The following is a 12,469-nucleotide window of genomic DNA, read 5'->3' as shown; positions in this document are numbered from 1 at the left end:
GCTTATACCATTTTCCAGTTGATGGTTTCACCGGCGTTGAGCGGCACCACCTGCTGGTCCGCCAGCGGCAGCGTCTCGGGCAGCGTCCACTGCTCGCGCTTGAGGGTGATGGTGTCGGTGTTGCGCGGCAGGTTGTAGAAGGCCGGGCCGTTGAAGCTGGCGAAGGCTTCCAGTTTATCCAATGCGCCGGCGCGTTCGAACGCCTCCGCGTACAGCTCCATCGCGTGCAGCGCGGTGTAGCAACCGGCGCAGCCGCAAGCGGCTTCCTTGGCGCCCTGCGCGTGCGGCGCCGAGTCGGTCCCGAGGAAGAAGCGCTCGTCGCCGCTGGTGGCGGCGGTGACCAGCGCCAGGCGATGCTCCTCGCGCTTGAGCACCGGCAGGCAGTAGTAGTGCGGACGGATGCCGCCCTTGAAGATGTCGTTACGGTTGTACAGCAGGTGATGGGCGGTGATGGTCGCGGCGATCGGGCCCTCGGCTTCGGCCACGTACTGGGCGGCGTGCTTGGTGGTGATGTGTTCGAAGACGATGTTCAGCGCCGGGAAGTCGCGGCGCAGCGGACGCATGACGCGCTCGATGAAGACGGCCTCGCGGTCGAACAGGTCGATATCCTGGTCGGTGACTTCGCCGTGGACCAGGAACGGCATGCCGACTTCCTGCATCATCTCCAGCGTCTTGTAGCAGTTCGACAGGTCGGTGACGCCGGCGTCGGAGTTGGTGGTGGCGCCGGCCGGATACAGTTTGACGGCGTGCACGATGCCGCTCTCCTGGGCGCGCAGGATCTCGTCGGGCGGCGTGTTATTGGTCAGGTAGAGCGTCATCAGCGGCTCGAACCGCAGGCCAGCCGGCAGCGCGGCCATGATGCGGTCGCGGTAGGCGACGGCAGCGGCGGTGGTGGTGACCGGCGGTTTCAGGTTCGGCATCACGATGGCGCGGGCGAACTGGCGGGCGCTGTGCGGCAGCACGCTGGCCAGCGTGGCGCCGTCGCGCAGGTGCAAGTGCCAATCGTCCGGACGGGCGATGGTGATGCTGTCGGGGGTGTTTTCGAAGTCGGACATGGCTGCGGGCTTTCTGGCTATCAAAGTGCGGATAGCGCCATTTTACCTGCTGCGTACGAAAGGTTGGGGTCAAGTCTAACATTCAGACACGACCCCATCCGCAGCCCGTAACGGCTCAGGCTAGAAATAACATTTTGCCATTACATTAGTGATCAGGCCGTGTATGAATGTTAGACTTGACCCCCAAGTTCTTGACCCCCAAGTTCTCAGAAACGGATCACCGTTTTGCCGGCGCCGTGGCCTTGCTTGTTGCGCTCGATGGCGTCGCCGGCCTGCTCCGCCGTCACCACTTCGTCGATCACCACGGTCAGATCGCCGGCGGCGACTTGGCCGGCGATGTCGGCCAGCCGGGCGCCGTCCGAGCGCATCCTGAACCAGCCGCCCCGCCGTCCCTCGGTCAATTGCGCGGCGATGTCCGGCGCCGCCGTGGTGAAGATGCGGCCCTTCGGCGACAGCACCTGCCAGGAACGGGTCAAGGTCTCCCCGCCGACCAGATCGAGCACCAGGTCGACGTTCTTGGCGATTTCCTCGAAGCGGACGTTTTGATAGTCGATCACCTCGTTGGCGCCAAGGCGGCGCAGCAGATCGGCGTTCCGGCTACGCGCGGTGACCAGCACCCGGGCGCCGGCCTGCTTCGCGAACTGCACGGCAAAGCTGCCGATGGCCCCCGCGCCGCCGTGAATCAGCACCGTCTCGCCGCGCCCAAGCTGACCCGCTTCGAACAGCAACTGCCAGGCCGTCAGCGACGCGACCGGGATGGCGGCGGCGGTGACGTCGTCGATAGTCGCCGGTATCCGCGCCAGCTTGTCGGCGCCGATCACCACGTGACCGGCATACGCCCCGAGCGCACCAAGTGCTCCGAGCACCCGGTCGCCGACGGCGTAGCCTTCGACGCCCGCGCCGACCGCGGCCACTTCACCAGCGAGCTCGATGCCCAGCGTGGCCGGCAACGTCAGCGGAAAGGCGTCCCGCACCAGGCCGTCGCGCAGCTTCCAATCGAGGCCGTTGACACCGGCCGCGGCGACGCGCACCAGCACCTCGCCTGCGCCGGGCAGCGGCAGCGGCAGCTCGTCCCAATGCACAACCTCGGCGCCGCCATATGCGTGTATGCGCAGCGCGCGGTTGGCGCGCTCGTCGTCGAGCGCCGGATAGTCGATATAGCCGGCCGGCCCCGGCACGTAAAACAGCGCGGGATTCGGCGCGTTGAGCGGCGCGTTCAATTCAAAGCGGCGCGGCAGATCCGGATTGGCCAGGAAGGTGCTGCCGTACACCACGGCGTCGGCCTGGCCGTCCGCGATGCGCTGCTCGCCGGACTCGCGGTCCTGGCCACCACCCAGCAGGTAGGCGCCGCCGAATAAAGGCCGCAGCGCGGCGTGGTAATCGAAGCTCGCCTTGAACAGCGCCACGTGCAGATATGCCAGCTTCAACGGCGCCAGCTGGCCCACCAGATAAGTGTAGGTCTCGACCGGATTCTCGTCGACGATGTCGTTGAAACCCATCTCCGGCGAGATCTTGATGCCGACGCGATCGGCGCCCGCCTCGGCGACCATCGCCTGCAGCACTTCCAGGATGAAGCGCGCGCGGTTTGGTACCGAGCCGCCGTATTGGTCGGTGCGGTGGTTGGTGCCCGACGCCAGGAACTGCTCCGGCAGATAACCCGACGCCGCGTGCAGCTCGACGCCGTCGAAGCCCGCCTCCAGCGCGCGCCGCGTGGCCAGGCGGTATTCATCCACCACGCCCGCCACTTCCGCCGTCTCCAACGCGCGCGGCGTGACGAAATCCGCCATGCCGGACATCGTGTACGACTGGCCGGCCGGCTTGATCGCCGACGGCGCCACAGGCAGCGCGCCTTGCGGCAGCATCGATGGATGCGAGATGCGGCCGGTATGCATCAGCTGCAGGAAGATGCGCCCGCCCTCGGCGTGGACCGCGTCGGTCACGCGCTTCCAGGCCGCCACTTGCGCGTCGCTGTAAATGCCGGGCGTGGCCACGTAGCCTTTGCCCATCGCGCTCGGGAAGGTGCCTTCCGTGATGATCAGGCCGGCGCTGGCGCGCTGGCGATAGTAGGTGACGGCCAGTTCGGACTGGACGCCGTCGGCGTCGTTGGCGCGCGAACGCGTCATCGGCGCCATGAAGATGCGGTTGCGGAGCTGGTACGGGCCGATCTTGACTGCGGTGGAGAGCTGGTTCATTTGGGTTTCCTCGGGAAGTGGATGACAGTGAAGCCATCATCCATTGTTTCCTCCCATGGATAAATAGCTTAAAATGAAATCACTGATCCACTGATGGAGCAATCAATGACGCTGCTGGCGAGTATGGAATTGTTTGTGGCGGTGGCCAACGCCAAGGGCTTCCGGCGCGCGGCCGAACAACTGGACATGCCCAATTCGACGCTGTCGCGCCGCATCTCCGACCTGGAAAAGGAAATCGGCGTGCGCCTGCTCCACCGCTCGACCCGCAAGGTGGAATTGACCGAAGCGGGCCAGGCGTACTTCCGCCGCTGCGAGGGCATCGTCGCCGAGGCCCGTATCGCCCACGAATCGCTGATGGAACTGGCCGAGCGCCCCAGCGGCATGCTGCGGGTGTCGATGCCGGTCGACCTGGCGATCAGCTACCTGGCGCCGGCGATCAAGCGCTTCGGCGAACTGTATCCGCAAATCGATTTCGAGATGGATTTGACCCCGCGCCGGGTCGACCTGGTGACGGACGGTTTCGACTGCGCGCTGCGCATCGGCACGCCGCCGCCGACGCCTTCCACCTTGATCTCCAGGCAAATCGGCCTGCTGCCGCGCTATCTGTACGCGGCGCCCGAGTACCTGCGCGACGCGCCGGCGCTGAACCACCCCACCGACCTTGCGCACCACCAATGCGTGATCCAGGCGGCGTCCGGGCGGCAGGCGCGATGGGCGCTCACGTCGGGAACGCAAACCGTCACGGTCGACGTCTCCGGCCGCTACTGCGCCAACAACGTCAGCATGTGCCGCACCCTGGCGACGCTCGGTATCGGCATCGCCATCTCGGCCGGTCCCGAGATGCGCGACGACGCCCAGCGCGGAACGTTGGAGCGCGTGCTGCCCGAGTGGGACGTTTCGCCGGCGCCGGTCTACGCCATCATCGAGTCGCGGCTGATACCGTCGCGCGTGCGGCTGTTCATCGACTTCATGCAGGCCAGCTTGAAGGACTACTCAGCGCACGATCGCCACGCGCTTGTGTAGCTGCCGCGCGAGCCACGACAGCAGGCAGCACAGCACAAAGTAGACCAGCGCCACAAAGGTGTACATCTCCACCAGCCGGCCGTCGCGCTGCGCCACCTTGCTGGCCGCGCCGACGAAATCCGGCACCGACAGCACATACACCAGCGACACGTCCTGGAACAGCACGATGGTCTGCGTCAGCAGCACCGGCAGCATGTTGCGGAAGGCCTGCGGCAGCACGATGCGGCCCATCGTCTGCCAGTAGCCCAGGCCCAGCGCCTGCGCCGCCAGCACCTGCCCGCGCGGGATCGCCTGTATGCCGCCGCGCATGATCTCGCAGTAGTACGCGGCCTGGAACAAGGTGAACGTGATCAGCGCCGACCAGAACGTGCCCACCTTGACCGGCTCCTGCGCGCCGATCACCCAGGCCGCCATGTACGGCACCAGGAAGTAGAACCAGAAGATCACCAGCACCAGCGGCACCGCGCGTATCAGGTTGACGTAGGCGGCGGCCACCAGCGCCAGCGGCGGGAAGCTGGACATGCGCCCCAGCGCCAGCAAGGTGCCCAGCGCGACGCCGCCCAGCATCGACAGCGCCGTCAACTGCAGCGTGAACGCCATGCCGACCTGGAACAGGTAGACCCACGAGTTGGCGATGACGCCGAAGTCGAATTGGGCGAACATCAGCGCGCCCCCAATGTGCCGGGCAGCGCCAGCCGGTGCTCAAGCCAGCGCATGGCGGCGATCACCACCAGGTTGACCGCCACATAAATGACCGTGGCGGCGGTGAAGGCCTCGAACACCTGGAAGGAAAACTCCTGGATCGCGCGGGCGCTGGCGGTCAGCTCCATCAGGCCGATGGTCAGCGCGACGGAACTGTTCTTGATGATGTTGAGGAATTCGCTGGTCAGCGGCGGCAGGATGATGCGCAGCGCCAGCGGCAGCAGCACGTAACGGTAGCTTTGCCGCAGATCGAGCCCCAGCGCCAGCGCCGCCAGCCGCTGGCCGCCGGCCAGCGCCTCGATACCGGCCGTCACCTGCACCGCCACCCGCGCCGACGTGAAAAAGCCCAGGCACAGCACCGCCGTCACGAACGGGCCGTTGGACATCGACTTGAGCCAGTCGCCGCCGGCCTTCGGCAGCAGCTCCGGCATCACGAAGAACCACAGGAACATCTGCACCAGCAAAGGCACGTTGCGAAACAGCTCGACGTAGCCGGTGCCCAGCATCCGCAGCCAGCGGTGGGGCAGGGTGCGCATGGCGCCCACCGCGAAGCCCAGCGCCAGCGCGATCACCCAGCCGGCCAGCGACGTCGCCATGGTCCAGGCCAGGCCGGAGAGCAGCGTGTGCCAGTAGGTCTGCACGCCGTCCGGCGACATCTCCCAGAAGATGTTCCAGTTCCATTGGTAGTTCATGGCGACGCGCCGCCGCTTACTTCTTGGCGTCCGTCTTCTGCGCGGGCGGCGCCGGCGGCACGGCGTACGCCGCCGGGTCGGCCGAATCGGTGGGCTTGGCGATGACCGCCTTGAGCGTCTCCGGCATCGGGAAGTTCAGGTTGATGCCGCGCGGCGGGATCGCGCTCATGAACCACTTGTTGTACGTCTTGGCGAAGTCCGGCGACTGGTAGAACCGCGTCAGCGCGGCGTCGACCACCGCCTTGAAGGCCGGGTCGCCGCGCCGCATCATGATCCCGTACGGCTCGACCGACAGCGGCTCCTGCGTGATCGCGTACTCGCCCGGATTGCGCGCGGTGGCGACCTGGCTGGCGAGCAGGATATCGTCATTGGCCTCGGCGGCGGCGCGGCCCGTTTCCAGCATCAGGAACGATTCGGGATGGTCCTTGCCGACGACGATGTTCATGCCCAGCTTGCGCTCGTTGTTGAGCATCGTCATCTGCTTGAGGGTGGTGGTGCCGGCGGTGGCGACCAGGGTCTTGCCCTTCATGTCCTCCAGCGTGCGGATGTTGGACGCCTTCTTCGCCAGCAGCCGGTTGGAGATGACGAACATGGTCGGCGCGAACGCCACCTGCTTCTGCCGCTCGGCGTTGTTGGTGGTGGAGCCGCATTCGAGATCGATGGTGCCGTTGGCCATCAGCGGGATGCGGTTGGCGGCGGTGACGGGATTCATCACCACCTTCACGCCGGACAAGCCCAGGTGCTTCTCGATCGCCGCCACGGCCTTCAGGCACAGGTCGACCGAATAGCCCTGGTACTGCTGCTTGTCGTCGAGGTAGGAAAACGGGATGGAGCCGTCGCGCACACCGAGCGTGATGGTGCCGGTGCGTTTGATCTTGGCCAGGGTGCCGCCGGCCTCCTGGGCGGCGGCGGGGCCGGTGAAGACGGCGCAGACCGCGACGGCGGCGGTGGCGGCGGCAAAACGGTTGAGCACTCGCGGTAACGACATGATTCCTCCTAAGAAAAATACAATGAACGTCAAGAACGACCTGCGGTGCGCCGGCGCATGCCGCCGGCGTTTGTTAGTGGATGATACGCGCCAGGAAGTCGCGGGCGCGTTCGGAACGCGGCGCGCCGAAGAATTCCTCCTTGCCGCAATCCTCCAGGATCCGCCCCTTGTCCATGAAGACGACCCGGTTGGCCACCTTCCTGGCAAATCCCATCTCGTGCGTGACCACCATCATCGTCATGCCCTCCTGCGCCAGGCCGACCATGACGTCGAGCACCTCGTTGATCATCTCCGGGTCCAGCGCGGAGGTGGGCTCGTCGAACAGCATCGCGATCGGGTCCATCGACAGCGCGCGGGCGATCGCCACGCGCTGCTGCTGGCCGCCGGACAGCTGGTTCGGATATTTGTCCTGCTGCGACAGCAGCCCGACCCGGTCCAGGTACTGCAGGCCGCGGGCGTTGGCCTCGTCCTCGCCGCGGCCGAGCACCTTGACCTGGCCCAAGGTCAGGTTCTGGCGCACCGACAGATGCGGGAACAGCTCGAAATTCTGGAACACCATGCCGATGCGCGCGCGCAGCCTGGGCAGATCGGTGCCCTTGGCGCCGACCGAGATGTTGTCGACGATGATTTCGCCCTGCTGGAACGGTTCCAGGCCGTTGACGGTCTTGATCAGGGTCGACTTGCCGGAGCCGGACGGGCCGCAAATGACCATGACGTCGCCTTTGGCCACGCTGGTGGTGCATTCGGCCAATACCTGGAACTGGCCATACCATTTGCTCAGATTATTTATCGCTATCATATTTTCAGCACGCCAGAGCGCTCGCGACAGGTGTTGTGGACCGCCGCCCACGCGAGCTTGACAGCACCCTTGACGCCAAGGATACTGCGGAACTTGCTCAATGTTTCATCAGCTTACAAAGCTGCATTGGCTGGATCATACCTCCACACTGCGGGGAAATGACATTATTTTGTACGAGATTGTGCTTTAGCGGACTAATCCCGCGACAGCCAGCGTCCACAGAGACACTACCACGGGAAACTGAGAACATGAATAAAAAAAGTCGTTTGACCACTTACATCCTGATCGCACTGGCGCTCGGTATCATTACCGGCTACATCGTTCATGCCAACATGGCGAACCCGCTCAGTTTTGCCGACACGATGTCGCTGATAACGACCTTGTTCCTGCGCCTGATCAAGATGATCATCGCGCCGCTGGTGTTCTCGACCTTGGTGGTGGGCATCGCCCGGATGGGCGACGCCAGCGAAGTGGGCCGCATCGGCATCAAGACGCTGGGCTGGTTCTTCATCGCCTCGATCATGTCGCTGAGCCTGGGCCTGGTGCTGGTCAACCTGTTCCGCCCGGGCGACGCGCTGCTGGGCCACATGGCCGCCACGGCCGCCGGCAAGGTCGAACTGGCCACGTCCAGCCTGACCTTGAAGGACTTCGTCACCCACCTGGTGCCGGCCTCGATCGTCGACGGCATGGCCAAGAACGAGATCTTGCAGATCGTCATCTTCTCGCTGTTCTTCGGCTCGGCGGCGGCGGCGGTCGGCAAGAAGGCCGACGTCATGGTCGAGGCGCTCGACGGCGTCGCCCACGTGATGCTCAAGGTCACCGGCTACGTGATGAAGTTCGCGCCGATCGCCGTGTTCGCGGCGGTGGCCGGCGTGATCGCCAAGAGCGGCCTGGGCGTGCTGTCGACGTACGGCGTGTTCATGGCCGAGTTCTACCTGGGCATCATCCTGCTGTGGGCCTTGCTGATCTTCGCCGGCTTCCTGTTCCTCAAGGGCCGCGTGTTCGGCCTGATGAAGGAGCTGCGCGGCCCGGCGCTGCTGGCCTTCTCGACCGCCTCGAGCGAAGCGGCCTATCCGAAGACGCTGGAAGGGCTGGAGCGTTTCGGGGTCAAGAACCGGATCGCCGCGTTCGTGCTGCCGATCGGCTACTCGTTCAACCTGGACGGCTCGATGATGTACTGCACCTTCGCCACGGTGTTCATCGCCCAGGCGTACGGCATCGAGATGTCGCTGGGTCAGCAGATGACGATGATGATGGTGCTGATGCTCACCTCCAAGGGCATGGCCGGCGTGCCGCGCGCCTCGCTGGTGGTGATCGCCGCCACGCTGGGCCAGTTCAACATCCCGGAGGCGGGCATGCTGCTACTGCTGGGCATCGACCACTTCCTCGACATGGCGCGTTCCGCGACCAACGTCATCGGCAACGGCGTGGCCACGGCGGTGGTGGCCAAATGGGAAGGCGAGCTGCTCGAACCGGGCCAGGAAGAAATGGTACAAGAGGCCGCATAACCAGCAGCCCGCAAGCAAAGGCCACCGTCGAGGTGGCCTTTTTACATCCGGGGTCAGGTCCACCATTTCTACACGACCTCGACCCTAGCCGCGTTCCAAGGTCCAGCCCGTGTAGAAATGGTGGACCTGACCCCGGAGTTGTTATTGGTTGGCGTAGATTTTGACCAGCTCGTGCAGGAAGGTGCGGCCTTCCATCAGCGATTGCACGCCGATGTATTCGTTCAGCCCGTGGATGTTGCCCAGGTCCGGCGTCAGGAAGATGCCGCTGATGCCGTAGGTCGGGATGCCGGCGGCATTCAGGAACTGCCCGTCCGTGGCGCCCGACTGTAATATCGGCATCACCGGCACGCCCGGCCACATCTTGGCCGTGATCCGTTCCACCGGCTCCAATATCGCTTTGGTCAACTCCGGCGGCGCCGAGTTCTCGCCACGGATCTCCAGCGTCTCCACCTTCACCGCCGGGTCGTCGATCGCCTTGACCAGCGCCTGGCGCACTTCCTCCTGCGTCACGCCCGGGAAGATGCGGCAGTTGACGTTGGCCCGCGCGCGTTGCGGCAGGGCGTTGGTGGCGTGGCCGGCGTCGAGCAAGGTGGCGACGCAGGTGGTGTGCAGCATCGCGCCCCAACTGGAGTCGGCCGACGACACCAGCGCGACCGCCTTGGCGTCGCCGGGATTCTTGACCACCGCCAGCATGGCGTCGGCGATGTCCCGGTGGCCTGCCGCCGCCTGGATCTTCGACATGCCCTTCAGGTAGCCGCGGCTGCCGTCGGCCAGCTGGATCGGGAACTCGTAGCCTTCGACCTTCTTCAGCGCGCCGGCCAGCCGGTAGATGGCGTTGTCCTTTTGCGGACGCGAACTGTGGCCGCCACGGTTGGTCACTTCCAGCCGGTAGTTCTGCGCGACCTTCTCGCCCGCCTGCACCGTCATCGAGACGCGCTTGCCGGCGGCATTGAGCTCGCCCCCGGCACCTTCATTGATCGCGTAGCCGGCGTCGATCAAGTCGCGCTTGTTCTTGGTCAGCCACTCGGCGCCGTTGAAGGCGCCGGCCGTCTCCTCGCCGCAGGTCAGCGCCATCTTCAGCGTGTGGCGCGGCTTAAAGCCTTCCTGTTTAAAGCGGATCAGCGAGTCGGCCCAGATGGCCGCCTGCGCCTTGTCGTCCAGCGCGCCGCGCGCGTAGAACTTGCCGTCCTCCTCGATCAGCGTGAACGGGTCGCGCACCCAGTCCTCGCGCTTGGCCTCGACCACGTCGATGTGCGCCAGCAGCAGGATGGCCTTGGCCTTGGGGTCGCTGCCCGGCAGGATGGCGACCAGGCCGCCCTCCTTGGGATACTTAGGGTCGGCGAACGGATGCAGGTCCGCGTCCGGGAAGCCGGCCGCCTTCAGGCGCGTGGCGATGCGTTCGGCCGCCAAGGTGCAGCTGCCCGACGATAAGGTGGTGTTGGTTTCGACCAGCTCTTTGTAGAGGGCGCGGAATTGCTGTTCTGTGGGGTCGGCGTACGCGTTCTGCATGCAGGCCACCAGCGCGGTGGCAGCGCCCAGGGCAAAGCGAGACTTCATGGTCGGTTCCTTATCAACGGTTAAAAAAATGGGACATGCTATTCAACGCGCACCGCATCCTCGGGCGAGGAGGCCAGGTCCTCGTCGGCCTTGGCCTGCTGCCGCTGCCACATCTGCGCGTACAGGCCGTCGGCCGCCAGCAGCGATTGGTGCGTGCCGCGTTCGACGATGCGGCCGTGGTCGAGCACCAGGATCTGCTGCGCGTCCGCCACCGTCGACAAGCGGTGCGCGATGACCATCGTGGTGCGGCTCTTGGCGATTTCCTTGAGCTGCGCCTGGATCGCCTGCTCGGCCTTGGAGTCCAGCGCCGACGTGGCTTCGTCGAAGATCAGGATGGCGGGATTTTTCAGCAGCGTGCGCGCGATCGCCACGCGCTGCTTCTCGCCGCCCGACAGCTTCAGACCGCGCTCGCCGACCATGGTGGCGTAGCCGTCCGGCAGGCTCTCGATGAAGTCGTGGATCGATGCCGCGCGCGCCGCCGCGACGATGCGCTCCTTGCTGGCGCCGGGCTGGCCGTAGGCGATGTTGTATTCGATGGTGTCGTTGAACAGCACCGTATCCTGCGGCACGATGCCGATCGCGTGGCGTACCGAGTCCTGCGTCAGCGAGCGCAGGTCCTGGCCGTCGATGGTGATGCCGCCGGCGTTGACCTCGTAGAAGCGGAACAGCAATCGCGACAACGTCGATTTGCCCGAGCCGCTGTGTCCCACCACCGCCGTCGTGGTGCCCGGCGCGATGGTGAAGTCGACGTCGAACAGGATCTGGCGCTTGGATTCGTAGCTGAAGTCGACGTGGTTGAAGCGCACCTGGGCGCCGTGCGTGACCAGCGGCTGCGCGTCGGGCGTGTCGGCGATCTCGCGGTTCTGGTCCAGCAGCGCGAACAGCTTTTCCATGTCGGCCAGGCTTTGCTTGATCTCGCGGTAGATCACGCCGAGGAAGTTGAGCGGAATATAAAGCTGGATCATGAACGAGTTGACCAGCACCAGATCGCCCAAGGTCATCGTGCCGTCGATGACGCCCACCGTGGCGCGCCACAGGATCAAGGTGACGGCGACGGCGATGATCATCGACTGCCCGGTGTTCAGCAGCGACAGCGATGTCTGCGATTTGACGGCGGCCGATTCGTAGCGCTGCAGGCCTTCGTCATAGCGCTTGGCTTCGTAGTCCTCGTTGCCGAAGTATTTGACGGTCTCGTAGTTGATCAGCGAGTCGATGGCCTTGGTGTTGGCTTTCGAGTCCAACTCGTTCATCGTGCGGCGGAAGTGCGTGCGCCAGTTGGTGACGACGACGGTGAAGGTGATGTACGACACCAGCGCGATAAACGTGATGATGGAGAACCAAATGTCGTAGTGCAGCACCAGGTAGCCCAGCACCAGCGTGATCTCCACCAGCGTGGGCAGGATGTTGAACAGCGTGTAGGAGATCAGCGAGCCGACGGCGCGCGTGCCGCGTTCGATGTCGCGCGTCATGCCGCCGGTCTGGCGGTTCAGGTGGAAGCGCAGCGACAGCGCGTGCAGGTGGCGGAACACCTGCAGCGCGATGGTGCGCACGGCGCGCTGCGTGACGCGCGCGAACAGGAATTCGCGCAGCTCGGTGAACAAGGTGGTCGACACGCGCAGCACGCCGTAGGCCACCAGCGCGGCGACCGGCAGCACCAGCATCGCCTGCGGGTGCGACGGCGTGATCGTCAGCGAGTCGATCAGCTTTTTCATCACCACCGGCACGCCGACGTTGGCCAGCTTGGCGCCGACCAGGCAGCACAGCGCCAGCAGCACGCGCCATTTGTAGACCCACAAGTAAGGAAGCAGGGTCTTCAGGGTGGCGGCGTCGCTGCGGGTGGGCGCGGCGGGGGCGGCGGAGGGGCTGGCGGAGTCTGGCGGGGAGTTCGGGTAACGGCGCATGGCGGATGTCGGCTTTTTATGGTTCAATCCCGGTAATTGTAGCCCCTGAAGA

Annotated in this window: 10 protein-coding genes; 2 read left to right on the top strand and 8 right to left on the bottom strand. The window is 65.2% G+C overall.

Annotation, left to right across the window (positions count from 1 at the left end; genetic code table 11):
- Positions 1 to 2 precede the first annotated feature (2 nt).
- Complete coding sequence (gene pyrC / locus JOD97_RS31610) at positions 3 to 1,055, bottom strand: dihydroorotase (RefSeq protein ID WP_209726785.1); 1,053 nt, start codon at positions 1,053 to 1,055, stop codon at positions 3 to 5.
- A gap of 206 nt (positions 1,056 to 1,261) precedes the next feature.
- On the bottom strand, positions 1,262 to 3,247 hold the full coding sequence (locus JOD97_RS33175) for a zinc-binding dehydrogenase (RefSeq protein ID WP_209726784.1): 1,986 nt from the start codon (positions 3,245 to 3,247) through the stop codon (positions 1,262 to 1,264).
- A 105-nt stretch (positions 3,248 to 3,352) separates the two neighbouring features.
- Here JOD97_RS33175 and JOD97_RS31600 point away from each other — a divergent pair, with 105 nt between their 5' ends.
- A complete protein-coding gene (locus JOD97_RS31600; protein WP_209726783.1) occupies positions 3,353 to 4,270 on the top strand; it encodes a LysR family transcriptional regulator in 918 nt (305 codons plus the stop codon).
- On the opposite strand, the gene JOD97_RS31595 is transcribed toward JOD97_RS31600, so the two are convergent.
- The 4 genes from JOD97_RS31595 to JOD97_RS31580 form a co-directional block, all read right to left on the bottom strand.
- On the bottom strand, positions 4,241 to 4,933 hold the full coding sequence (locus JOD97_RS31595; RefSeq protein WP_209726782.1) for an amino acid ABC transporter permease: 693 nt from the start codon (positions 4,931 to 4,933) through the stop codon (positions 4,241 to 4,243). The two genes, JOD97_RS31600 and JOD97_RS31595, sit on opposite strands and share 30 nt — an antisense overlap.
- A complete protein-coding gene (locus JOD97_RS31590; protein WP_209726781.1) occupies positions 4,933 to 5,664 on the bottom strand; it encodes an amino acid ABC transporter permease in 732 nt (243 codons plus the stop codon). Before JOD97_RS31590 ends, JOD97_RS31595 begins: the two co-directional genes overlap by 1 nt.
- 16 nt (positions 5,665 to 5,680) lie before the next feature.
- Complete coding sequence (locus tag JOD97_RS31585; RefSeq protein ID WP_209726780.1) at positions 5,681 to 6,652, bottom strand: amino acid ABC transporter substrate-binding protein; 972 nt, start codon at positions 6,650 to 6,652, stop codon at positions 5,681 to 5,683.
- A gap of 73 nt (positions 6,653 to 6,725) precedes the next feature.
- Entirely contained in the window at positions 6,726 to 7,451 is a 726-nt protein-coding gene (locus JOD97_RS31580; protein WP_209726779.1) for an amino acid ABC transporter ATP-binding protein, read from the bottom strand.
- Positions 7,452 to 7,699: 248 nt separating this feature from the next.
- On the opposite strand from JOD97_RS31580, the gene JOD97_RS31575 reads away from it, so the two are divergent.
- Positions 7,700 to 8,959, top strand: a complete 1,260-nt coding sequence (locus JOD97_RS31575) for a dicarboxylate/amino acid:cation symporter (RefSeq protein ID WP_209726778.1) — start codon at positions 7,700 to 7,702, stop codon at positions 8,957 to 8,959.
- A 141-nt stretch (positions 8,960 to 9,100) separates the two neighbouring features.
- Here the strand turns inward: JOD97_RS31575 and JOD97_RS31570 are convergent, their stop codons facing one another.
- On the bottom strand, positions 9,101 to 10,516 hold the full coding sequence (locus JOD97_RS31570; protein WP_209726777.1) for a M20/M25/M40 family metallo-hydrolase: 1,416 nt from the start codon (positions 10,514 to 10,516) through the stop codon (positions 9,101 to 9,103).
- 38 nt (positions 10,517 to 10,554) lie between these two features.
- Positions 10,555 to 12,417 carry an ABC transporter ATP-binding protein/permease gene (locus JOD97_RS31565; RefSeq protein WP_209726776.1) on the bottom strand — a complete coding sequence of 621 codons (1,863 nt, stop codon included), beginning with the start codon at positions 12,415 to 12,417 and terminating at the stop codon, positions 10,555 to 10,557.
- Positions 12,418 to 12,469: the final 52 nt, after the last annotated feature.

Source organism: Duganella sp. 1411 (genome assembly GCF_017833525.1).
GTDB lineage: Bacteria > Pseudomonadota > Gammaproteobacteria > Burkholderiales > Burkholderiaceae_D > Rugamonas.
Note: the sequence above shows the minus strand (reverse complement) of the source record. Positions and strands in the feature narration are given on the sequence as shown.